The organism is Candidatus Sysuiplasma acidicola, from assembly GCA_019721035.1.
GTDB lineage: Archaea > Thermoplasmatota > Thermoplasmata > Sysuiplasmatales > Sysuiplasmataceae > Sysuiplasma > Sysuiplasma acidicola.
The window spans coordinates 53911-76550 of record JAHEAA010000008.1 but is presented as its reverse complement, the minus strand read 5'-3'; the positions used below and the strand labels follow the sequence as shown (position 1 = coordinate 76550).

22 protein-coding genes are annotated in these 22640 nt (G+C 49.5%); 10 read left to right on the top strand and 12 right to left on the bottom strand.

Going from position 1 to position 22640, the window contains the following annotated elements:
- The first annotated feature begins 38 nt into the window (after nt 1-38).
- Together KIS30_05350 and KIS30_05345 are read left to right on the top strand one after the other, a co-directional pair.
- Nucleotides 39-1025, top strand: a complete 987-nt coding sequence (locus tag KIS30_05350; protein MBX8646168.1) for a Gfo/Idh/MocA family oxidoreductase — start codon at nt 39-41, stop codon at nt 1023-1025.
- A gap of 94 nt (nt 1026-1119) precedes the next feature.
- Nucleotides 1120-2127: an alcohol dehydrogenase catalytic domain-containing protein gene (locus KIS30_05345; GenBank protein ID MBX8646167.1), complete on the top strand. Its 1008-nt coding sequence runs from the start codon at nt 1120-1122 to the stop codon at nt 2125-2127.
- 98 nt (nt 2128-2225) lie between these two features.
- Here KIS30_05345 and KIS30_05340 read toward each other — a convergent pair whose 3' ends face one another.
- A complete protein-coding gene (locus KIS30_05340; protein MBX8646166.1) occupies nt 2226-3884 on the bottom strand; it encodes an extracellular solute-binding protein in 1659 nt (552 codons plus the stop codon).
- 404 nt (nt 3885-4288) lie between these two features.
- Here KIS30_05340 and KIS30_05335 point away from each other — a divergent pair, with 404 nt between their 5' ends.
- The 3 genes from KIS30_05335 to KIS30_05325 are packed head-to-tail and all read left to right on the top strand — an operon-like array spanning nt 4289 to nt 6932.
- A complete protein-coding gene (locus KIS30_05335; protein ID MBX8646165.1) occupies nt 4289-5320 on the top strand; it encodes a zinc-binding dehydrogenase in 1032 nt (343 codons plus the stop codon).
- 17 nt (nt 5321-5337) lie between these two features.
- On the top strand, nt 5338-6021 hold the full coding sequence (locus KIS30_05330) for an orotidine 5'-phosphate decarboxylase (protein MBX8646164.1): 684 nt from the start codon (nt 5338-5340) through the stop codon (nt 6019-6021).
- Nucleotides 6022-6035: 14 nt separating this feature from the next.
- Nucleotides 6036-6932 (top strand): sugar phosphate isomerase/epimerase, encoded by an 897-nt coding sequence (locus KIS30_05325; GenBank protein ID MBX8646163.1) that lies wholly within the window; start codon nt 6036-6038, stop codon nt 6930-6932.
- A 32-nt stretch (nt 6933-6964) separates the two neighbouring features.
- Here the strand turns inward: KIS30_05325 and KIS30_05320 are convergent, their stop codons facing one another.
- The 8 genes from KIS30_05320 to KIS30_05285 all read right to left on the bottom strand — a co-directional run bounded on the left by KIS30_05320 (nt 6965) and on the right by KIS30_05285 (nt 14879).
- On the bottom strand, nt 6965-7747 hold the full coding sequence (locus KIS30_05320) for an SDR family oxidoreductase (GenBank protein MBX8646162.1): 783 nt from the start codon (nt 7745-7747) through the stop codon (nt 6965-6967).
- A gap of 18 nt (nt 7748-7765) precedes the next feature.
- Nucleotides 7766-8914 (bottom strand): lactate utilization protein, encoded by a 1149-nt coding sequence (locus KIS30_05315; protein ID MBX8646161.1) that lies wholly within the window; start codon nt 8912-8914, stop codon nt 7766-7768.
- Nucleotides 8911-9816, bottom strand: a complete 906-nt coding sequence (locus tag KIS30_05310) for a (Fe-S)-binding protein (GenBank protein ID MBX8646160.1) — start codon at nt 9814-9816, stop codon at nt 8911-8913. The genes KIS30_05315 and KIS30_05310 overlap by 4 nt, the downstream gene beginning before the upstream one ends.
- Before the next feature lie 173 nt (nt 9817-9989).
- Complete coding sequence (locus KIS30_05305) at nt 9990-11000, bottom strand: carbohydrate kinase (GenBank protein ID MBX8646159.1); 1011 nt, start codon at nt 10998-11000, stop codon at nt 9990-9992.
- Between the two features lie 76 nt (nt 11001-11076).
- Nucleotides 11077-11940, bottom strand: coding sequence for an SMP-30/gluconolactonase/LRE family protein (locus KIS30_05300; protein ID MBX8646158.1), 864 nt, complete (start codon nt 11938-11940; stop codon nt 11077-11079).
- Nucleotides 11941-12222: 282 nt separating this feature from the next.
- Nucleotides 12223-13509 carry an ATP-binding protein gene (locus KIS30_05295; protein ID MBX8646157.1) on the bottom strand — a complete coding sequence of 429 codons (1287 nt, stop codon included), beginning with the start codon at nt 13507-13509 and terminating at the stop codon, nt 12223-12225.
- A gap of 187 nt (nt 13510-13696) precedes the next feature.
- On the bottom strand, nt 13697-14029 hold the full coding sequence (locus tag KIS30_05290) for a TA0938 family protein (GenBank protein ID MBX8646156.1): 333 nt from the start codon (nt 14027-14029) through the stop codon (nt 13697-13699).
- Nucleotides 13980-14879, bottom strand: a complete 900-nt coding sequence (locus KIS30_05285; GenBank protein ID MBX8646155.1) for an iron-containing redox enzyme family protein — start codon at nt 14877-14879, stop codon at nt 13980-13982. The genes KIS30_05290 and KIS30_05285 overlap by 50 nt, the downstream gene beginning before the upstream one ends.
- Nucleotides 14880-15099: 220 nt before the next feature.
- On the opposite strand from KIS30_05285, the gene KIS30_05280 reads away from it, so the two are divergent.
- From KIS30_05280 to KIS30_05265, 4 genes are all read left to right on the top strand, one after another.
- Nucleotides 15100-15690, top strand: coding sequence for a hypothetical protein (locus KIS30_05280; GenBank protein ID MBX8646154.1), 591 nt, complete (start codon nt 15100-15102; stop codon nt 15688-15690).
- 353 nt (nt 15691-16043) lie between these two features.
- Complete coding sequence (locus KIS30_05275; protein MBX8646153.1) at nt 16044-16508, top strand: chromate resistance protein; 465 nt, start codon at nt 16044-16046, stop codon at nt 16506-16508.
- 63 nt (nt 16509-16571) lie between these two features.
- Nucleotides 16572-17474 (top strand): hypothetical protein, encoded by a 903-nt coding sequence (locus KIS30_05270; GenBank protein MBX8646152.1) that lies wholly within the window; start codon nt 16572-16574, stop codon nt 17472-17474.
- A gap of 336 nt (nt 17475-17810) precedes the next feature.
- Entirely contained in the window at nt 17811-19640 is a 1830-nt protein-coding gene (locus tag KIS30_05265; GenBank protein ID MBX8646151.1) for a DUF2079 domain-containing protein, read from the top strand.
- A 47-nt stretch (nt 19641-19687) separates the two neighbouring features.
- Here the strand turns inward: KIS30_05265 and KIS30_05260 are convergent, their stop codons facing one another.
- The 3 genes from KIS30_05260 to KIS30_05250 form a co-directional block, all read right to left on the bottom strand.
- Nucleotides 19688-19918 carry a hypothetical protein gene (locus KIS30_05260; protein MBX8646150.1) on the bottom strand — a complete coding sequence of 77 codons (231 nt, stop codon included), beginning with the start codon at nt 19916-19918 and terminating at the stop codon, nt 19688-19690.
- A gap of 115 nt (nt 19919-20033) precedes the next feature.
- Complete coding sequence (locus tag KIS30_05255) at nt 20034-20345, bottom strand: hypothetical protein (GenBank protein ID MBX8646149.1); 312 nt, start codon at nt 20343-20345, stop codon at nt 20034-20036.
- Between the two features lie 261 nt (nt 20346-20606).
- Entirely contained in the window at nt 20607-21623 is a 1017-nt protein-coding gene (locus KIS30_05250; GenBank protein ID MBX8646148.1) for a magnesium transporter CorA family protein, read from the bottom strand.
- 233 nt (nt 21624-21856) lie between these two features.
- Here KIS30_05250 and KIS30_05245 point away from each other — a divergent pair.
- Nucleotides 21857-22640 (top strand): hypothetical protein (locus KIS30_05245; GenBank protein MBX8646147.1); only part of this gene is annotated, 784 nt, incomplete at its 3' end.

Below are 22640 nucleotides of genomic sequence, written 5' to 3'. Positions count from 1 at the left end.
TGAAAACTTTTAATCGCATGCCCGCCTATTCCTTTATCATGAAAATCCTGGTTCTTGGTTCAAGAGGTTTTGGCAAAGTCCATCTCGACTCCTGGAAAAAGCTGAACGTCGAAATTGCGCTCTACGACCGCAATGAAAAGCTGCTGGAGGAGGCGGCCGAAGCCTACGGTGCGACCGAAACATTCAGTGATATTCCGGAGGCTCTGTCATCAGATGCAGACATTGTCGACATCATACTGCCGCATAACATGCACAGGGAAGTGGCAATAAGCGCAATCTCCAGGAAGAAGCATGTACTGATTGAAAAACCTGTCGCAACCTCAGTAGCTGACGCCGAATTGATGATTGAGGAAGCTGCAAGGGCAGGTGTGAAATTCATGGTAGCGGAGCAGTACTATTTCGATGCATCCGTAAGATATGCCGTAGCGGCGGTGGCGGAAGGAAAAATCGGCAGAGTGCATACCATCATTGTTCGGGATCAGAGACTGTACAGCAAAAACGGCTGGAGAGCGAAAGCGAATGTGATGGGCGGTGGTTCCCTGATAGACGGGGGTATACATTTCGTCGACACTCTCCTCAATTTCGGCGGGGACTACAGGAGCATCAGGCCTGTGGTTTACCACGGTTCATCCTCAATTGAAGGGGAGGATACATCCATCTCTCTGTTTGATTTCAAATCGTCTGCACACGGTCTGCTTTTCTATACATGGAGTTATCCTCACAGTCCGAGGGTGCCTTCGTACGAGATCATAGGAAGCGAGGGCAGTATAGTTGAGGACATTACCACTCATCCGGAAGTCGATTTCAAGTACATGTCTGGCATCCGCTATGCATTTGGGAAACCGGTTCTGAACGGAAAAACCGTTGATATCAAAATAGAGGATGTGTTCGATAAGGAAATAGGAGGATTTCTCAGGGCGGTAGAGGAGGACGGCGAATTGCCCATGGATCCGAGAGTTGCGAAAAGAGATCTTTCGGCTGTGCTGGAAATTTACAGGACAGGAATGCAGGCGCCGTCTCAATGACTCCTTTCCGTGGCTCCGCGATCAACTTCTTAGACGTTTTTTAACTGCCCCTGAAAACGATAATGTTAAGCCTGTGTTTCAGGTGATGGTGGCCATGAAAGCACTCGTATGGGTAGCGAAAAACGAGATGAAGATTGAGGACGTCCCCAAACCAGAACCTCCGGCAGGCTGGGTGCTTGTCAGAGTCTTTATGTCAGGCGTCTGCGGAAGCGAAGTTGCTGCATATCTCGGCCTGAACGAGCTGAGGGTTCCACCCCTTACGATGGGACATGAATTTTCAGGCGTCGTGGAGAAGATTGGTGCTGGTTCTCCGGAGCATCTGAAAGAAAGACTTGTTGCAGTCAATCCAATGGTAACATGTGGCCACTGCATGTACTGTCTTACAGGTCTGAGGAATCTGTGTCATGAAAGGAAAATCATTGGAGCCGCGTTTCCAGGTTCGTTTGCAGAATATGTGGCCGTCCCCGCCTCGTCATGCTATCCGGTAGAGAATCCAGCCGCAGGTGCGATTTCCGAGCCTCTTGCAACCGCTCTCAGAGCAGTTGACAAGTGCAATTTAAGAACAGGAGACAGTGCTGTTGTTTTTGGCATGGGCATCATAGGACTGCTTATTCTCAAGCTTCTGAGACGCCGTGGAGTGAATGATTGCACCGCAGTCGATGTAAACGAGGAAAGACTGAAGACTGCCAGAATCATGGGAGCCACACGCGTGGTAAACGGCCGTGACAGCAATACACTTTTGAGCCTGCGAAGTGCGGCTGGGCAGGGAGCAGATTTTTCCTTTGACGCGGTTGGCGTGGAATCAACGCGGGAGCAATGTGTCAGTGTGATCAGGAGAGGAGGTAAGGCTATTTTCATAGGCAATCACGAGGCTACGTCCAGGATCGGTGCAAATTCTATCGTGAGGGGTGAGCTTGTCATAGAAGGTTCGTATGCCTACACTGATGCTGAATTTTCGAAAGCGGTAACGCTCGCGGGCACAGACTTCCTGGATGATCGACAGAAGTGGATTACAATGGAGCCGCTGGATAACGGGCCGGTTGTCTTCAGTAAACTGGCATCGAATCTCATTGGTTCGTCAAAAGTCATGTTAACGTTGTAGTAAATGCGACGGCCCAGTGTGTCAGCCATCGGTGCAGTCGGGCGATAAAATAAAGAGAAGAAAGTGGTTTGTTGGGGTTTACAGTTACGGCCGGGGGGTTATAGCGGCTTGGTTACCGAGCTGACGCCCATTATGTAGAACTTCTGCAGCAATGTCACAGAAGTCAGTGATATCTGGACATAATGGATTTTCGTCGGTTTCAGTATGTGGTTGCCTGCAGTCGGGGACTTTGCACCGCTAGCGTTTACGGTGCTCGCACTGTTCGGATGCGCTGCAACGCCTGAAACTGCTGCTGAGGCCCATGGCGGGGCGTATCCTCCGAACGGGTGGCCGGGGAAACCCATGTATCCATAGCCAAGAGAGTTGGCAGCCATCCATTGTGATTGTTCGCTGCTGATACCGCCTGCGAGTGTCAGGTTCCATGCCGCGAGATCTGAAGGTCCAATCTCAGAAAGGGCGGTCATTGCGGAGGTGTATGAGGCAAAAACATTGTCGAACAATCCTCCATCCGACAGCTGGTAGACGAAATTGGACGGACTCGTGTTGAGAAGTGTCTTGTAGCTGTACCACTGCGCCTGAGTCGCGTAGTAGTTGGATGTAACATTGTTGTAGAATGTTACCGCCTTTGTCTTTGTGAATACGGTGTCACCGGCATATGATGAGAAATACTTCGCAAATGTCAGACCAAGTGTTGATGTCGGGCCGGACGGTACTGCCACTGAATCTGTAACAAGCACCCAGTAGTGTTGCGTTCCGGGGAACGACTGATCGAGCATTGTAAGGTTCGTCCATGAAGTGTACGGTGCGGTTGCCGGATAAACGAGGACATGGAGATAATCCGTTGTATATTCGAGTACCCAGTTGCCTGAGGTGTAGAAAGCTGCCTTACCGCTCAGCACATAGGGCAGTGCCTGCAGCCAGCTGTCTGATTCAAGGCCCGGCATGCTGTATTTCTCAAATGTGAAGAATGCTGCATTCGTTTCGTTCAGGACATGCATAACACTAGGGCTGCTTGTGTTAAGAGTTCCATACATGAGCTCATCGTACATCGTGTTGCCGCCATACGCGAGGAAAGCATTCTCCCAGACATTGAGCTGATCCCATCCGCCGTCTCCGCCGGGAATTACCCAGGCATTGATGCCATGGCTGCCAAGGGCTATGGTGTCATTCACGAGTGTAGACATATTATTTGGTATCGGAAGACTGTATTTCGCCAGAAGCTGAGGATTGAAAAACAGTTGTGCACCCTGATGCGCATCCACAGGCAGCGAAAATGTAACTCCGTTGTAGGTTCCGGCAGCAAGAACGGGTGAAACGACTTTATTTGCCATGTTGCTCTGAACATAGCTGGTAAAGTTAACGAACGACTTCGCTCCACTTGGAGCAGCCTCTATGTAACTCAGCATTTCAGGCCCATAATGCGTCTGGAATGTATTAGGCGGATCGTTCGCCTTGATTAACGTGAGTATTGCATACTTCGCGTTTGTGCCTCCCGCGCCGGGAGATACCGTAGGCACCGCAGTGTACTGCGGATATGCCTTATGGAATGCTGCTGTCAGATTCTGCAGAGCTCTACCACTGGTGGGACCCCACCAGGTGTAGAAGTAAACTGTGTTGCTCTTCTTAGTGGGCGGTTTGGACAATATGACGGCGGCAGAGGCAGCTACTACAACAATAATAACTACCACCACAACGATTGACGCCCACACTATTCTCTTATTCCCACGTTTTTCGTTACCACTCGCAGATTGCGTCAATATTTCACCCTGCCCCGTATTTTAATATAGCTATATTAACCTGTTTCTCCACGATGTAAAAATTGTTCCAAAGCTGACATCAGGACTTGCAATTTTTTTAATGGGCCTTGATACGTTTTTGACGAGTTTTTGATATGAGTTCAGCCCTTCAATTGAGCGGTTCGGTGTTGCGTACGAATGCTCATTGCGAAGAGCTCCTTACAATATGTCTGATAGTCGCCTCGCGGAACATTCAATTCCGGTAAAACCGCGATGCAATTTTCAAATGGCGTGCGGCAGAGGACCCTTCCTGCAATATCATCACATTGCCGCCAATGAGCTGTCCATTGTGACTGCATTCAGAACCTGGTGTTTCCAGAAATATTATTCTATGTGACACGTCTAGTCCAACGCGGGTGTTGAATTTGAAGGCAATAGTTTCCGAATCGCATGGTTCCGGAAAAGTTTTCTTGAGGAACGTACACGACCCCGGGGAACCCGGAAAGATGGAAGTGAGATTGAAAATGAAGGCCGTTGGTGTGTGCGGCAGCGACATACACGTGTACAACGGAACGGAATCGTATCGGAGGAATGAGCCTGTAATTCTGGGACACGAGCTGATGGGAATAGTCGACATGACAGGGGGTGGAATTCAAAATTTCAAGGTGGGAGACAGAGTGGTTTGCGAGACTGCATTCCATGTTTGCGGAAGATGCTATAACTGCAGGAAGGGAAATTACAATCTCTGTTCAGGCAGGATGGGCTTCGGAGCACTGACAGACGGCGGCATGGCCGAATACCTGATTGCCAGAGAAGAGATACTGCACAGGGTGCCCGACGAAGTCAGCGATGTTTCTGCTGCACTAACAGAGCCGAGTTGTGTGGCTTTCAACGCCACATCGTCGATCGGAAAAATCGAACCTGCCGACACTGTTCTTATAATCGGACCTGGTCCCATAGGACTCTTCTGCCTTCAGGTTGCGATGCTGAGATCTCCGGCGAGCATTGCGGTGCTTGGAATGCCTGCAGACGGGGAGCGGCTCAAAACAGCTTCTGAAACCGGCGCTGACATGATTTTCGATGATGCCCATACGACAGTGGAGGCACTGAGTCATTCTGGCTGGGGCGACGGTGTAGATGTTGTGATTGATGCTTCGGGAGTCAGTGCAACGCTGAAGACTGCGCTCGATGTCATAAGGCCTGGAGGAAGGATTGTGAAGGTTGGATGGGGTCCTGACGTTCCTGAATTTAACCTTGACCAGATTGTTTCAAAAGCTGTTGAGCTTCACGGGTCATTCAGTCATAACTGGGAGACCTGGGAGAGGGTTCTGAGACTGCTCAGAATCAGGAAACTGGAGCCGGAAAAGATTGTCAGGCTGTATCCACTTGACAGGTGGAAGGATGCCTTTGATGATATGGAAAAGAAGAGAATTGTCAAGGGAGTCCTGATACTGTGACGCTCACCAGGGAAGATCTGAGGAAACCGACCGTTCAGGTATCCCTTGATCTCGAAACGATAAAAGATGCCGATCCGATTGCACAGATAGCAATCGAGTCAGGCGTTGACTGGCTCGAAGTGGGTACACCTTTGCTGCTGGGTGAAGGTCTTCATGCCGTTTCTCATTTCAGGAAGAGGTTTCCTGATGTCCCGATAGTTGCCGATCTCAAAACTATGGATGGAGGCTACCTCGAAACGGAAATGATGGCTAAGGCAGGAGCCAATTTTGTCGTCGTGATGGCTGCGGGCCATCCTGCGACCGTGAGGGCAACAGTACGGGCTGCACGCCACTACGGTATTTTCGTGATGGGTGACATACTCGGCAGAAGGGACAGGGCGACAGCCGCCCGTGAACTCGAGAATGCCGGCGTAGATGTGGTCATTGCGCATCTCGGATTCGATGAAAGGGGAGAGAACGGCGGCAGCCCCGTCGATTTCCTGCAGGAAATTGTGGATGCAGTCGACTGCCCCGTTCAGGCAGTCGGCGGTCTTTCGGTCAGGGATCTTCCGAAACTCCCTGCCCTGGGAGCACCTCTTGTTGTTGTCGGCGCCCCACTGGTTATAGACGGCCACTCCTTCTCGCCCGCATCAGAATCAGTAGAAATACGGAATGTCCTCAGGGAAGTCGTGTCGCTCGTGAAGCGGCCTCATTCTGCCTGAATGGAGAGATTAGAATGAGCGGACCGGGTCTGATTGCATTTCCGAAGGGTTATTTCGATGACCTCTGTGACGGAAAGAGATCACTTGAAAACTGGATAGACGAAGCATCTTCGCTGTCTGTTGACGGTGTTGAAATGTACCCGTATTTTTACAGGAAAGCGAGCGAAGCTGACGTCCTCAGAACACATCAATATGCTATGTCCAGGGGACTGCGGGTGCCAATGATGTGCACCTCCCCGGATTTCACACATCCAGACGAAGACTACAGGCAGAAGCAGATCGATGCGATGCTGTTCTGGATAAGAGTCATGTCGGCGTCTGAGACCGGGAGCAGGATACGAACCTGCAGAGTCCTTTCCGGTCAGAGACGTCCTGAAGTATCAAGGGATGACGGAATACGCTGGGTTGTGGAATCAATCGAGCAGCTCCTTCCATATGCGGAAGAGCACCGCGTGCATCTCGTGATGGAAAATCACTACAAGGACGGAAGATGGATATACCCCGAGTTCGCACAGTCGCTGGACATTTTCGGGCAGATTGTCGACAGCATTCACTCTCCATGGTTCGGGGTAAATTATGACCCTTCCAATGCACTCGTTGCCGGACAGGACCCCCTTGCCGTCCTGAACCGCTTCAGAAAGCGCATCCTGACGATGCATGCCAGCGACAGGCACCTGCGGAGCGGCTTTTCGCTGAAGGATCTCGAGAAATACACCGGTGTCGGTTATCCGGAATCGCTGGAGCACGGCGTAATCGGAACGGGCCTCATAGATTACGAAAGGATCTTTGCTGTTTTGAAAAAAATTGACTTCAGAGGCTGGATATCCATCGAGGACGGGGTCAATGGGAAGGCAGATTTGCTGAATTCCGTATCATTCCTCAGGGAGAAGATAAAAAACACCTTCGGTTGAAACTGCGCGAGCGTTTTGCGAATGCGATCCGTCTATCCGATCGGCTGGTAAACAGTGCCGTTGTAATTCAGGCCGCCGTCAACAACCAGTTCGTGCCCGCTGATGTACCTGCTATCATCCGAAATCAGAAAAATCGCAGCATCTGCGATTTCTGACGGTAAAGCGATGTGTCCCAGCGGTATCCTGTCGTTGTATATCCTTCTCACTTCAGCCGTATAAAGGTCTTTATTCAGCGGCGTGTCCGTGGCACCTGGTGCAAGTGAATTCACCCTTATGCCGTAGCGCCCCCACTCGACAGCCAGGCATCTCGTCAGAGAAGCAACTGCACCCTTGGATGCGGTATAAGCTGCGAGGAATTTGACTGCCAGCAGATTTACACCCGACGTGATGTTTACAATGCTTCCGGCGGAATGTGCCGAAATGAAGTGTCTTGCCGCTGCCTGGCAGCCAAAGAAATAGCCGTCTAGGTTCACAGAAAGTATTTTGTGCCATTCTGTTTCATCCAGTTCCTCGGATTTTGACAGCAGCTGTATGGCCGCGTTGTTCACCCAGCCGTTCAGGCCTCCAAATTTTTCCACCGCCAGTCCGCGCAGTAGCTCAGAAGTATCCTTTCTTGACGTATCGGCATCGACGATTTCGAGTTTCTCAGCACATCCATTCTTTGACGCAAAATCCTCAAGTTCACGAGCACCATGAGTATCGCCGCGATGGCAAGTCACCACCATTGCCCCCCGGTTCATCAGCCCTTCCACGATTGCCCTTCCTATCCCGCTCGAACCGCCCGTTACAACAACCACCTTTCCATTAACATCCATGAGCACACACCTTCCCTGTCACTTCGTCTTTTCCCTGATGTCCTTCCACTTGAGGTATTCCATAACCCCTGGTATATCTATATCCATAGGGCAGACCTCCATACACCCTCCCGAATGTGTGCAAAGATGCGCAAAGGAGCTGTCGCCTGTCACCACGGAATGCCACATGACACCGGTCGGTCCGCTGTATGGCGGTTTTCCCCAGTCTTTTCCCAATATGCCGTATACGGGGCACGCAAAGTAACATCTTCCGCATCTCACGCACAGCAGAGACTGCCTGAGAACCGGGTCTCTGGCAGCCTCCATCCTCCCGTTGTCGATGAAGACCACATGTACTTCCTTAGGACCTGTAGCGGGCCTCACTATTTCCGATTCGATATCGCCCGTTGAGCTTGGTCCCGTTGTGAAATTTATGTAAGTGGGTGGATAGGAACCGGCATACGCCGACTGAACCATTATCTCGTTGAACGCGTCCTGCATTGTAGGAACTATTTTGTCGACACCGGTCACAACTATGTGAATCGGCGGCTTGACGGTGGTCATCCTTATGTTACCCTCATTTTCCACCAGTGCAACGGAGCCCGTATCCGCTGCAACCGCATTTGCGCCGGTAATTCCGATTTCCGCCTTCTGGTATTTGTCGGCGAGGAACGATCTCACCACTGCCGCCATTTCAGGCGCTGATGAATTTTCGTTTATAGATTTCTGCAGTTTATCATGAATGCTCCTGCCGAAGGCCTCTCTGGTCATGTGTAGTGCGACAGTGATTATATGAGACGGCTCCTCTTCCGAAATCTGAAGGAGAAACTCGCCGAAGTCCGTTTCACATACGTCCCGCCCGGCTTCTGCCAGATGCCTTCTGAGACCAATTTCAAACGCAACGCTGGATTTGCCCATTATGATGTGTTTGCTGCTCCCTATAATACCGTCGACGATCTGCAGAGCCTCTCCTGCATCTCTTGCGAAATGCGGTTTGCCGCCGCTCCTCGATACAGATTCCATCGCCTGCTTCAGGTAAACCTCCATGTTTTCAATAACTTTCATTTTTGCCGCTCTCAGGCTCTTTCGGGTGTTCTCAATGTATGGATATTTTTCAAGAACGTTCCATACGCCGGGAACGTTGTTCGCCGTCGATCTCTCCAGCGCAACTTCCCAATTACCTGTCAGTGAATCACCTCCGCAAGATCCGAAACATTCTGAATGTGAGGAGAAAGATTCTGATAGCACATGGGGCACATCAACATCACCCTGTTCCCGACAGAAGTCAGTTTTTTTGCCCTGCGAGCGGCTATTTTCTCGCTGAGCTCCGGGCTCACAACCCCCACGGGTGAACCGCAGCACATTGCTGTCTCCCTGCCTGTGACCATTCTGTCCTCCACCAGTCTGAGTCCGCTGTCCTTGATGAAATGCCTGATACTTTCGTACATTTTAAGATGTTTTGAGTACAGACAGGAGTCGTGAAGGACAAATTCGCCTTCAGCCTTTGCGCCCTTCAGAAGAAAGAGGTATGGAACAATTTCAATGCCAGATCCGTAATACTCCCTGAGTCTGGACAGCGCATTTGTGGTGTGGGGGTCAACGGTTATCAGCCTTTCGATGCCCCTGCTTCCAAAGAAGTCCAGCAGGTGCTTCCCATATTCCCTGAACTCGTCAATCATGCCGAGTTCCAGAAGCAGCGCGCCGCTGTATGGCTCCTCATCATACAGATAAGCGAATTGAACCCCCGAATTTCTGAGCATCGATGCGATGTTGCGGAGAATGCGATATGCTCTCTCAATCTCGGTCTTTGAAGGTTTGTAAAAATACTTCCCGATCCCTGCAAATTGTGAAATCCCCTTCATCTTTGAAATGGTTGGAAGAAGCTTTTCGTATCTCCTGAAAAGTGGTGCCATCTGGTACATCATGGAAGTGTACATTATGGTGTGACCTTCAGTCGGGATTCCCTCTGCCCATCCGGAACACAATTTCGTGTCCATGGGGAACGGGATATAGTTCTGCATGAGGCTGCTGTACGTGAATTTTTTCAAGAATGCCAGAGAATTCAGGCGCTTTTCATCTGCAGGAGACATTGACAACACTGCCGGTGTTGGAGAGTTAATTTTACTATTTAACTATGGTTTTTTGAGGACACTGATCTGCCGGTTTTTGATATGAAGGAAGTAAAAATTCAACGAATGCAGGGAAAGAGATATCCGCAACGGATGACGTGAGAGACGGCTCATCTTCGAAAGGGACTGATCCATCATTTAGCTGACTTAAGAATCCCTGACACGTTTCTGATGGCCGGCAGGGAATCGATTCCGCCATAACGTGTGCAACTGAATCCGGCAGCAGCATTGCAGAAAGCGCCGAGTTCCGTCAATGTGTCCTCAGGAATATCGCGGATGCTGGAAGAAACCGCCAGACCGTCCCTGACAAGCCGATAAAGCAATGCGGCTGTGAAGGCATCGCCGGCACCTGTCGTATCGACTGCCCTCACCCTGAAGGCGGGAACGCTCACAGTGCTGTCTTCGCATCCGATAACAGCACCCTGCCTTCCCCTGGTGACGATTACAAGCGCGGGTCCTGCGGCAAGTATATGGTCTATGCAGTTGCGGATCCAGCGTTCGCCGTAATCGCCTGCGTTATCTCGTGATTTATATCCGTCTGGACCGTAATCAAGCAGGTGAAGTTCTTCTTCGCTGCACTTGAAAATATCTGAATTTGACAGCAGAAACTTCAGTGTAGCGCCTACATCCTCCTTCTCAGAAAACAAATTCTCTCTAATATTGAGATCGCAGGAAACCAGACAGTTCGCCAATCTTGCTCTCTTGACCAGTTCAATCATAGCACTTCTTGAAGGATCCGTAGCCATCGAAACGGATCCAAGGTGGAAGACGGATGCATCTTCAAAAATCCTATCCGTAACATCTACCGGCGAAAGTTTGGTGTCAGCACTCCTGTCATGATAGAATACAAATTTCCTGTCCCCTGATTTGTCGAGTATAACAATGGCTAGTGCGGTCTGCCTCTCCGATCGGTCCGGAACAAAACCCGCATCAACGCCATTTTTCTTCAGTGTCTGCAGAAGCATATCGCCGAAAAAGTCTCTGGAGAGTTTTCCAAAAAAGCGTGATTTGCCGCCGAGTCTGGCTATTCCCACTGCTACATTTGCCGGAGCACCGCCGGGATGCGCTTCAAAAATAATATGCCCTCTGCGATCCAATTGCGTCAGATCAATCAGCATTTCTCCCGAACTCACTACATAATTCATCGTTTTCATTCTCCGGACGCGCTGAATTGCATTTATGCTTTCAACCTGGGCTGAGAAATCCTGTCTGCAGAGCTAGTCAGCCCTTAAATGGCGTTGACTCTGTACCCCTGATATCATTTCTCTCCCTGAATACCGCTCCGCTCAGCTTTTCCTCCTTCAGATGCTCTCCGCTTAGATCGAACGCAGACGTTGTCACGAATAGGTCGCGCATATCGACTCCACCAAACGCGCATGAAGAAACGTTGCGAACTGGTATCGGTATCTTCCTTATGAGTGCTCCGCCAGAATTCCAGACTGACACACAGTATCCTCCCCACTGGGCGACGTATATGTTGCCTTCAGTGTCTGTTGTGATTCCGTCGGGAAATCCTTCGCCGGGCGGAATCTCAATCAGCGTTTCCTTATCGGAAATTTCGCCGCTCAGTAGGTCATAGCGGTAGGAGTAGACGCGTCTTGTCGGAGAATCGACGTGATACATCTTTGTATTATCCGGAGACCATGCAATTCCATTTGATACTGTGAGACCTCCCGCTTTCTTCTGCACATCCAGATTCTCATCAATCAGATAGAGGCTGCCGGTTGGTCTCTTTTCATCCATGTCCATGCTCCCGAGCCACAGCCTTCCTGCAGCATCACATTTTCCGTCGTTGAACCTGTTGTTCGCAGGTTCATAGTCAAGAGAAGCCAACTTTTCAATGCCATTGTGTAAATCCAGAGAGTAGACGGAATGTTTCATGGCAATCAGAAAACTGCCGCTCTGCCTGATCAGAATGCAGCTGACGAACTTTCCTGCGTTGAATGACTCGAATGTGTTTGCATCAGCATCATATGAATGAATTTTACCCCCAATGATATCAACCCAGTAAAGCTTATTCTTTCGTGAGTCCCATAGCGGACCCTCAGCCAGTGTGCATCTTATCTGCCCTATTGTTTCCGCCATTTTTCTGTTTCACCCTTGATTTGCGGCACAAGAGATGCATCAGGCGTTTTTTAGTCTTTCAGTTTTGGCACTGCCAACTTTTCCTTCCCCGCCCAGACTGACAATTTCTGGGAGCAGTGTGGATACCAGAAGTCTTGCAATTGAAAATAGCGAGATTACACGGATCATGAGCGTAGATGCAGCAAAAACACACTTCGACGTTGGTCTGCTCCAGGGCAGAGCTGCAATAACCCGACCCACGGATGAGTTTTTGGAATATCGATGGATTTTTCCATTGCAGGCTTAATTCAACCCATATTGTTGCAACTTGTTTTCGATCCAATCTGAAGCTGAAACGTATTTTATACCAATATTGTTGACCAGCTCTTCACTCGTGTAATCCATTGTAATTATTTCGGCTTTGCCAACGTTGAGTCTGGCGGCGCAGTCCAGCAGAGCTTCTACCTCTCTGGTCCTTGTTCGCTCCTCTTTCACAGAATAGGCCACCTGTACAATCTCATAATTCTGTTTATCCTTGATTATGAAGTCCACTTCATTGTTGTTCTCATTCCAGTAGTAGAAGTGGAATTCAGGATGGTGCCTGGAAATCAAATAAAGCGTTGCGGCCACACTATTCTCCAGCAGTCTGCCTTTGATTTCAACAGGATTGATACCAAGCACAGCGGGAAACGAATTATCTGTGGTGTACACCTTTCTCGGGCTGTTATTTTGAGCTTTTATGGAGAATGAGAATCTGTCAACAAAAAATATCAGGTATGATTTTTCAAGGCACAGAGAAAAGTTGTATGTAGTCTTCACAGGCAATTTGAGAAATTTTGAAACGCTGTTGAAAGTTATTTTTGACCCTATGCTCGTTATGTAAAATTTTGCGAGCCGTATGAGAATGTCCTGCTTCTGTATCCTGAACCTCTGTATTACATCCTTTAGAATTATAGTATTGAAATAATTGATTATCAGGTCAGGCTTTCTGCCAGAGAGAACTACTGCCGGGAAACCGCCTTCCCTGAGGTAATCGACGGAGACATCACTTTTTCCTCTGAACTGCTTATATTCATGCAAGTTCAGCGGGTGCACATAAACTACAATATGTCTGCCGGACAAAAGAGTGGCATATTCCGAGTCCAACAGCTTTGACGAGGAGCCGGTAATCAGGAACTTCGCTTCGCCCCTTTCCGACAGACCTCTCACGAAGCGTTCCCATCCATCAACTTCCTGCGCTTCATCTATGATTACAATACTGCCTTCATTTGGATTCATCTTATGTTTGTAAACATCATACATTTCAAGCAGGAGGCGGTAATCTCTATCCATTAGCCGTTCATCCTCCAGGTTGATAATCAGAATCCGATTTTTTGAAAAACCTTCTTCAACAAGTCTCTTTACGACCTGTTTTGCAATAAAGGACTTGCCGGCTCGCCGGATTCCGGTCTCGATGACGATTGATATCGCTGGATCTGTTAGAAAACCTGTTATTCGGTCAACATAAAAGTCTCTGGGCAAGCCTGCATCTGTACCGCGATTCCAAGAATTCCATGAGTCCAGCATCTTCAATATGTCATCTTCTTCCATAAACTTGCATCACAGTACATATTTTAAGATGTTTGTATTGTATTACAAATTTGTAAGGATTTATAACATACTACAAAATAATAGTCGTTCAGCACATTTCAGATTAATCATGGTGGGTGACAAGAAAAAGTGAAAAATTGTGTTTCATAAAACACAAAATTACAGACACGCCTGCATTATGGAACAATCACAATCTGTGGAAATCAGATATTCTGCCATCGTTGCTGAACTTGATATAAAACCTGAATTCGTTTCCATTATAGGCGGCAAGACACTTCCTGCCAATCGTATTGTCTCCCTGGATCTCTATTTTTTCCAGACGCGGCCAGTGAGCAGACTTCTTGACTTCACCTACCATATTCTTGAATGCAAAAGCACAGATGTCGCAGCAGAAGCGCATCCTTTCGTTTTCAACCTCCTCCCAGTATTCTCCCCATGCGGCATCGCAGAGCGCGCATCCGTGAATGTTGTTAATCTGCAAGCATCTCGCCCCTCTCAAGCCTTGCCATGAGATAGTCATCCAGGAGCTTCACAGTTTTGTACACTACTGACTGGATGTCATGCTGTAGCTCCGTTGTGTTGCAGTACTTCACTATAAGATCCAGGGCTTCCATCGAGTGACCGGCATCTGCCTTGTAACCCTCATAAAGGAAGGACTTGACTGCATCGGGATATTTTCTGTCCTCAAGAATGGCCGGATCGAAATAAGTCATGTCTGAGCCCAATTTCTTTATTTCGGGGTTTGCCGTGAGTTCGAGCGTGTGCATTGCAGCCATCGTTTCAATCCAGCTGCATTCATTTGCTATGCGATTCCACCATGCCAGACAGTTTGCTGTAGCGGGGAGTGGCTTGGTTGAATACACAATAGTTCTGTCAACACCTATGCTCTCACCCATCCTGAGAAGAAGCTCGTGATGCGACTGCTGTTCAGGCGGATTTCCCCTGAACTCTGAGACAATATTATCTATCTCATAAAGCTGCACATCCTCCAGATCAGTGCGCGAAATTATCGACGAACAGCACCTCACCCACTGGACAAGAAAATGGTGATGTTCCATCACATAACCGTAGATTGTCTTCCTGTCCGGATGCTGTAGCCTCTGAATAAACGGGTGTGGCGGGGAGGTGTATATTCTTTCAATGAGACGGTTCAATATCCATCTCTTCGGGTTGCCGTCGGTTTCATAGAGCTTGCTCAGCAGCGCTTCCAGATCGGTTTCAGCAGTTTCCTTATGACCGGCATACCTCTTAAGCCACATGGCATGCTCGCCGTCAGCCTGTTTCGCATTAGCCAGCATGTGTGAGGCTACACCGGCAAATTCTGCGCCTTCAGTCCATTCAGTCTTTTCAAGACATACAGGGCATTTCACGGAAAGATAAATGTAAAATTTCTATTAGGCCATTGCGGCATTCAAAATTGTGTGAAATCGCAGCACTTTCTGTCACAGAATTTGCTCCGCAGGCGATGGGCCCTGTAAGCGACCGGCAGTTTGATGGGCATCTTCTCTCTTTTCTTCTTCGAAATGCGGAAGAGGAGATGTGTTTATGTGCATCACGAGCCGGCACATGCAGGAGCGCGGGTGAATTGCCTTGACGGACAGGGACAGTGAAGTCGCTGACGATGGTCTGGACCGCGTAAAGACAGATCGCGCGGTTACGTTTGAAGAGCACTTCCTTGCAGCTTATCTCGTCGGCATGGAGGGCTGCGACGCCGTTCTACACAATGTGGGGCATTTCGAGAGAAAACATCCGGATATTGCGGCGGTGGGCTTTTCATCCACAACGCACAGGTATGTCGGTTGCGACGTGCTGGAATGGATAGATACAGGGTGGCCCGCGGAAATGAACCATGCGAAAGTCCTTCCGAAACTGCAGGAAAGGGTGAAACTGTTCCGGGAAATGATCCCGGTTATGGATTTGCTCAGGAACGGTCCGAGAGGTTCGCAACCGCAATCGTGTTACATCTTCTTCAGTTTCTCCCTCCCTTCCAGGAGAATTCAATTGGTACTTCCGTCCCTCGAACAGGAAAATGGAGTTCGTGTTTTCGGCACAAACAAGGTCAAAGAACTGGCACGGACTCTTGCAGATTACTTTGCATCCACTGATGTGCTCCACGACAATCATTTCGCCCGGACTGTACAGTTGCTTGCGGATGAAAAACGTAGAGCCCGTGGGGAATGAGCACTCGGCTTAAACGAATTTCATTTAATGCCAGTAATGCCCACAGTGAAAAGGAAGAGTGGACATACCGTGAATGTTTTCGCAAAAAACAGGCAGGAAGACCCCTCAATTCATTGAGGGGATGAAATCTGACAGTGACCCTACCGGATTTTCATCGGTGTTCCGGCTGCTTCACAACCGCTGCAAAGGCTGCGCGCTGCAGTCACACATGTAATCGCCGCGCCGGTTGCCGATAGTGTCCTGATTGCAGTACAGTAGGCACAGAAGTCTTGAGGCTTTTGGGATATCAGGGAAACGCTGACAGGGCTTCCGATCGCACAATAAAATATACAGGCATTTCCATACCTGGCGGTATGAAGTGGGTAACCAGAGAGAAGGCCAAGGTTGACAGAATAGCATGCCCCTGGGTGATTAAGAGATTTGTAGACAGGGATGCCGAATTCATTTTTGTTCCGAAGGAGAAAATAGCGGAAACTGCCGCGAAGGAAAAAGCTATTCCGTTTGATGCGCCAGGCGTGGAACTGACGCACTACGAGGAAGGCGGAAAGGAGTATGTAAGTTTCGATGCCATCATAAAAAAGTACGGGCTCAAGGATCAGGCATTGCTTGAACTTGCCAGGATTGTCAGGGGCGCGGATGCGGACATACCTGATGCCCCGCCGGAATCGGCTGGTCTGGAAGCAGCTGCGCTCGGTTTCAGGGACATCGCATCCAACGATCATGAGAATATGAGACTGCAATTCCCGTTCTATGATGCAATGTACAGATACTGTCAGCTCAGACTGAGCAAGAAGGCAGAGCTGGAACACGCAAAGTAGTCCTTGGCAATTGCCCCATACTTGAGTGATCTGTTTCTCACGAATCGAAGGAAGTGGCATTAGATGCTGAAAAAGCTGAAGGACATTGATTTACCCGGAAAGGGAGAAGGCGAATACGACCACGGAGACGTTCATCTGCATTCAGGACGGGTGTTCGTTGCCAACACAGCTGCCGGCACGGTCGAAGTCGTAGACGGCATCGGCCTCAAACACATTGGGACGGTGGAATCCTGTCCTGAGGCAAGCGGTGTCCTGTGCGCCGCAGGTGAAGAGATGGTGTTCGCAGCAGCCAGAGCAACGGGAAAGGTGCTCGTGATAGAACCGAATTCACTCGGAACCATTCGTATTCTTGATGCAGGCAGCAGTCCGAACGGCATCGCATGGGACAGTGTGAGAAAGAACGTTGCAGTCGCAGATGTGAAAGATAACATCCTGCGCCTGTTCAATCCGGGCGGGAGTTCTCCGATATCCACATTCAGCCTCCCCGGCAGACCAAGATGGTGTGCGTACGACGTGCAGAGGGACAGGTTTCTCGTAAACATCAGAGAGCCTGCGGGAGTGTGTGTGGTTAAAACAGGAACGGACGCTCAGTTAACACAGTCTGCGTTCATAGGCATTTCCGGAAAGGGACCGCATGGACTTGCAATAGACGCCACGTCAAACCGCGGTTTTGTTGCCTGCGATTCTGCGGAGCTCGTCACGTTTGACCTCCGTTCCGGTGTAGAGGAGGCAAAGATTGAGATAGCTGGCGCGCCCGATGTCGTCTGGTTCAATCCTGAGAACAGAGAGCTCTACTGTGCAATCGGGGACGAGGGCATGATTCAGGTTATTGACACGGCAGGAGTGAAGATTGTACAGGAACTGAAGACTGAAAGGGGTGCACACACATTCGCGTTTGATGAGAGGAGACAGAAACTCTATGCTTTCCTTCCGTCGAGCTGCAAGGCGAGAGTCTTCTGCCACTGAGACGCGCGATGGAACAGCTTGATGCGGTTCCAGAAAGGTCCATGCAGATTCATTCACAGGGGTCGATTCAGACTGATGCCTCTGCATTTTGTGAAACAATATCATCGGAACAAGAGCGCTTAAGCGACAAAAACGTGCAGGTGACGCAACTGTGGAAAACAGCTTTCTGCCCGCCAAATGCAGGTTATGGCACAGTGCTATTTGCAGTGATAAGAGCCTCTTTATGCAGATTATCAAATAATAAATCACTGTACTATTCCCGGCAAACGAAAATAGAACCGAAGCCGTGATACGAATACCGCAAGAATTATCAGCAATTTCGGACATACAGTTAGGATGCTGTTATCGCCAGTTTGGCCTTTCACGAAAACAACATCTGCAGCGATGCGACTGAGGGGAAGAGACAGATTCGCAGTCGTTGCAGTGTCGGCTGCTATTGCCTATGGCCTCATTTGGTCCCTGATATCAATAGCCAAACTGGATACGTACCACGCGACCGTTTACGACCTCGGCGTCAGTTCATATCTGCTGTGGTCTGTGTTCCACGGCCACTTTGTAATGGTGCCTGAAAAGGCAATATACCTGCTGCTGGCGCCTTTCTACTACATTTATCCCAGTCAGGCTGCACTGCTCACGTTTCAGAGCTTCTGGATAGGCGCAGGGGCGGTGCCCATATACCTCATGGCAAAGAGGTTCCTGCGCGGCAGGGAAGCTCTGACGGTCGCCCTGGGCTACCTGCTGTATTTTCCGATTGCAGGCATCAACTGGTTCGATTTTCATTTCATGGCACTCTTTCCCACATTGTTTTTCACCGGCCTCTACTTCCGCATGAGCGGGCGGGCATGGCCCTCTGCAATTTTTCTGGGACTGTCGTGCACGACCGATGCTCTTGCACCGGTCGTGGTCGCTCTTGCCGGCTGCATTCTCATATACGATGATCGCAGGCTCAATTGTGGAAGGGTTCCGGTATTTCCGAGAGACAACGACCGCATTTCTATGCGATTCGATGCTGCTTTGGCAGCACTCCCCGTGCTCTTCCTCTCCGGTGTGGTGGTGATATTCGGCCCCGATACTCTGCTAAAATATGTGCCGTTCAGACTGACGCTTTATGCTGCTGCTTCCGCGCTCTCGTATGACTTGTCATGGAAACTGTTTTTTCTTGCATTGCCCATTTTGCCCTTAATCGTTTTTGCAAGGAAAAGTTCTGTGCTTATGCTGCTCTCTGTGCCGTACAGCCTGTTCGCGCTCTTCAGCACGGATCTGAACAATTTCACACCATACTACTATCAGTACGCCGCGATGTATGCCCCGGGATACCTGCTTGCCGCAATCCTCGGCATGACGAAAATGAAGGGTAAGACAATAAGCGTTTCGACAAAGAGGAAAATCAGTGTGAAGCCTGCATCGCTCTTCATAACTCTCATTCTGGTGTCTGGAGCCTTCCTGCTCCCCTACAGCCCTGCAAATGCATATCTGCCGAAACCGCCGGATGGGAATTACCTGTTTCTGCACAATGTAATGCCCGGCGCCGTGGACAACGAGCTTTCGGAGATGATTTCGCTCATCCCGCGCAACGCATCGGTGCTGATGCAGAACAATATGCCCTCGCTCGCGCAGAGAGCGAATTCCACCATACCCGGCGTGTACAGGGGAAATTATCTGCCCGACTATGTCATCACCGACCCGCATTCGAGATTCTTCTACGTCAACATTAACGGCAGCACTGAGGGTGATATGTTGTACTGGGTGAATACCCTCTTTTCCACAGGCATGTATGGAATAATGGCCGAAGCAGGAAACTGCATACTGCTTGCCAAGGGCTACACAGGTGCCATACGATATTTCGTACCATATAGCGCAAAACAATCGATGCAGATTGGACATGGAGGCGATCCCATTTTTCGGTTGTGCCTGGCAAATGGCCTGTACGAGTTGAACCTGTCGGGCCCCAGTTCTGCAACACTGTTTATCCGCATGTACGGCAGAACATTGATTGCCAACACTACAGGAACATCTGAATTGAGCAATGGTGTATCAGTCGTAGTATCCACTGATATCGGAAGCGTGTATTCGTTTGTCTCTGTTGCCGTCGGGCATGTTTCGTCAAATACATCCTGTGTCATTTCACTGACACAGTCTTCCTGGCTGCAGAATCGACAGACCTGACTGCATAACACGCGCCTTGCCTTCTCGCAATGCCACCGCGTGTTGAATCAAAATGACGGCGGCTTCATTTTCATAGCGGGTGCGATGAAGCTCAACGCGAGAGTGAGGAAAATCGGTATGGTCGCGAATCCGGCGTACAGGGCGGGGAAGAAAGCGTAGCCATAAGCATAATTTATTGAAGTCAGCGCCAGCGAGAGAATTCCCGCCGCATAAATCGCAATTCTGTGCTTCCAGAGTAACTGAGCGCCGCGCCAGCTGCGGATCCTGTCCACATTCATTATCGAAATTGTGTCACCACCGTCAGATCATGGTGCTTCACAAATGTCCCTTGCAAATCGTGCAGCAAACAGTTTTATCACCGGTTACCGGAGAGAACTCCAGTGCGTCCATACCTTATGAAATCTCCTGACTATTTGACCGTTCATCGCTTCCTGCCTTGCTACGCCCCGATAGGCGCCTGAACAACAGGGACATCTTTGAAGCAATGGCTCTAAATGTTCTGTCAACCACGTATAGCGCCAGAATTTCTGGTCCGTACCTGGTGCCAAGATTCATGCCGATGCTCGATACTGCTCCCAGGCTGTGGATGCTTCTCAACTCGTGTATCAGCGTGCCAAGTGCAGCAATAGCCTGTGACACTATTAAAGACAGCAAGTACACTTTATCACTCTGTTTCCAGGCGTTCGTTTCTGTATCCGCTGGCACGATGTCTGTCCATCGTGCTAATCGAGTTCAATGCGTGTTTGAAAGTCATCCCATCACACCTTCAGGTGCCCGTCGTACAACGCTTGCTAAATATAGTTTCTGAAATTGGGGCTGTGTTGAATTTCCACATCCTCACTTGAATAACGAAAACTGCCGACTATGCACAGACAGGTTGTCTATCAGAGACCATACACAATTCGCCTGTTGGAGTATCCTGATGCGCTTGATATATCATACTGTCCGGATTGCTGAATACAGAGGCTAAATCCAGCCATATCTGCGGAATGCGCCGACGAGGATCAGTCCGACTGCAGTCATGATGATGATCATGATATAGAAACCATAGGGAGACGAACTCCCCGGCACGTTGTATCCGTGGGTGAAATTCATGCCGTATATGCCGGCGAGAAGCGCGAGCGGCAGGAAGATGGTAGCGACAATCGTCAGTACTTTGATGATGTTGTCTGTGAGAGCCGAACGCAGGCTGAAGTACAGGTCGCGAACGTCATTTACGCGCGCCACATAAGAGTCGACGAGTTCGACAAGCTGGAAGGAGTGATCGTGAACATCCCTGAAATTGCGGAGTGTTTCGTTCCTGACATAGGGGATTGAACCACGCATAATCTGTCCGAGAGCATCCCTCTCCTGCGAAAGAACTGTCCTCAGTGCTATCAGCCGTGCTCTTATCCTGGAAAGCGAGAGCATAAGCTCCTTGACGTCCTCCAGTCCTCTTTTCCTGAAGTTAATGAATTTCTCGGCCTCATCTGACAGCGCATAAATATCGTCTTCCACCGCTGTCAGTGAATCAATGAATGCGTCGGTGGCAAAGTCAATTATCATGTAATAGACAAGGTCGCTTGCCGGAGTTGGCGAAAGAGGCGACAGCCCCCTGTTTGCCACGGCATCCATAACGCTTTTGATTGTATCGGAAGGACCGCGATGTATGGTGACTATCCACGTGTCTGAAAATAGAGCAAAAATTTCAGAAAAAACAGAAGCAGGGGGGGTTTCGGAGGACGCCAGCGGCGACTTGACCGTGCAGAATGTGTACTCTCTGTAATCTTCAACCTTCACACGCTGGCCGCCTTTCCGGATGTCCTCGGCAGAATACTGATCTAGATGGAATTTTGACGATAGCCACTCCAGCAGACTTTCGTCGATGACGTCGCAATCAATCCAGACGATTGATCCCTTGACACTGCTGGTGTCAACGTCCGTGACATTTTCGAATGACTGTTTCGTCGAACGGTCTGGAGAGATGACTGTCCTGGTTATCAAGGCGACTTATGAATCGGAATGCCGTTAATCTAATTATTGGCATTGTCAGTGAGCAATGTTAATTGCATGGCTTCAGAAATACAGCAAGAGCTGATGGGATGAAATATCCGGATTGGGACTCAACCTGCGCGGTGACCTCGTGGAGTGCGCAACGCCATCCGAGATCGCTTCCAGATTGCATTTCTGTCACCCCAGGGGAATAACTAAATATCCTTCCTGCCGTGATATTGACAATGATGGATATCTCCAGGGATGAAGTCAGGAAAATAATAGACTTCCTCAGGGAAAACCCCGATATGGCCAGAGAGTTCGGAGTGGTAATAAACCCTGCACTAGGGGACAGAATTGACTCATTCGAGAGGACAATGGAGAAGTTTTTTGAAGAGGCAAATGCGCGATTCCTTGAGCTTGACGGCAAGTTCGATGCACTCATCAAAGAAATGCATGAGGGTTTTGAAGCTGTCAACAGGCGTCTTGATGCCCATGAATCGAGACTCGAGGAACACGACAGGAAATTCGATCAAGTCATCAAAGAAATGCATGAGGGTTTTGAAGCTGTCAACAGGCGTCTTGATGCCCATGAATCGAGACTCGAGGAACACGACAGGAAATTCGATCAAGTCATCAAAGAAATGCATGAGGGTTTTGAAGCTGTCAACAGGCGTCTTGATGCCCATGAATCGAGACTTGAGGAACATGACAGGAAGTTCGATGAACTTATCAGGAAAATGGATGATGGATTCGCCGCAGCCAACAAGAAGTTTGAGGAACACGACAGGAAGTTCGATGAACTTATCAGGAAAATGGATGATGGATTCGCCGCAGCCAACAAGAAGTTTGAGGAACACGACAGGAAGTTCGAGGCACTGATAAGCAAGATGGACGAAGGTTTCTCCATTGCCAGCAAGGAACGGAGCGCACTCGGCAATACCCTCGGCAGACTCCTGGAGGACAGAGTAAGGGACAGAACAGAAGACTATGCAGAGAGAGTTGGCTGGAAGATATCGACGAGGATTG

Excerpts from the sequence above, each read along its gene's own strand:
- KIS30_05350 (MBX8646168.1), top strand. The coding sequence starts at position 39 with ATGAAAATCCTGGTTCTTGGTTCAAGAGGTTTTGGCAAAGTCCATCTC.
- KIS30_05345 (MBX8646167.1), top strand. The coding sequence starts at position 1,120 with ATGAAAGCACTCGTATGGGTAGCGAAAAACGAGATGAAGATTGAGGAC.
- KIS30_05325 (MBX8646163.1), top strand. The coding sequence starts at position 6,036 with ATGAGCGGACCGGGTCTGATTGCATTTCCGAAGGGTTATTTCGATGAC.
- KIS30_05320 (MBX8646162.1), bottom strand. The coding sequence starts at position 7,747 with ATGGATGTTAATGGAAAGGTGGTTGTTGTAACGGGCGGTTCGAGCGGG.
- KIS30_05310 (MBX8646160.1), bottom strand. The coding sequence starts at position 9,816 with ATGTCTCCTGCAGATGAAAAGCGCCTGAATTCTCTGGCATTCTTGAAA.
- KIS30_05305 (MBX8646159.1), bottom strand. The coding sequence starts at position 11,000 with ATGAATTATGTAGTGAGTTCGGGAGAAATGCTGATTGATCTGACGCAA.
- KIS30_05300 (MBX8646158.1), bottom strand. The coding sequence starts at position 11,940 with ATGGCGGAAACAATAGGGCAGATAAGATGCACACTGGCTGAGGGTCCG.
- KIS30_05295 (MBX8646157.1), bottom strand. The coding sequence starts at position 13,509 with ATGGAAGAAGATGACATATTGAAGATGCTGGACTCATGGAATTCTTGG.
- KIS30_05290 (MBX8646156.1), bottom strand. The coding sequence starts at position 14,029 with ATGACTATCTCATGGCAAGGCTTGAGAGGGGCGAGATGCTTGCAGATT.
- KIS30_05275 (MBX8646153.1), top strand. The coding sequence starts at position 16,044 with ATGAAGTGGGTAACCAGAGAGAAGGCCAAGGTTGACAGAATAGCATGC.
- KIS30_05270 (MBX8646152.1), top strand. The coding sequence starts at position 16,572 with ATGCTGAAAAAGCTGAAGGACATTGATTTACCCGGAAAGGGAGAAGGC.
- KIS30_05265 (MBX8646151.1), top strand. The coding sequence starts at position 17,811 with ATGCTGTTATCGCCAGTTTGGCCTTTCACGAAAACAACATCTGCAGCG.
- KIS30_05260 (MBX8646150.1), bottom strand. The coding sequence starts at position 19,918 with ATGAATGTGGACAGGATCCGCAGCTGGCGCGGCGCTCAGTTACTCTGG.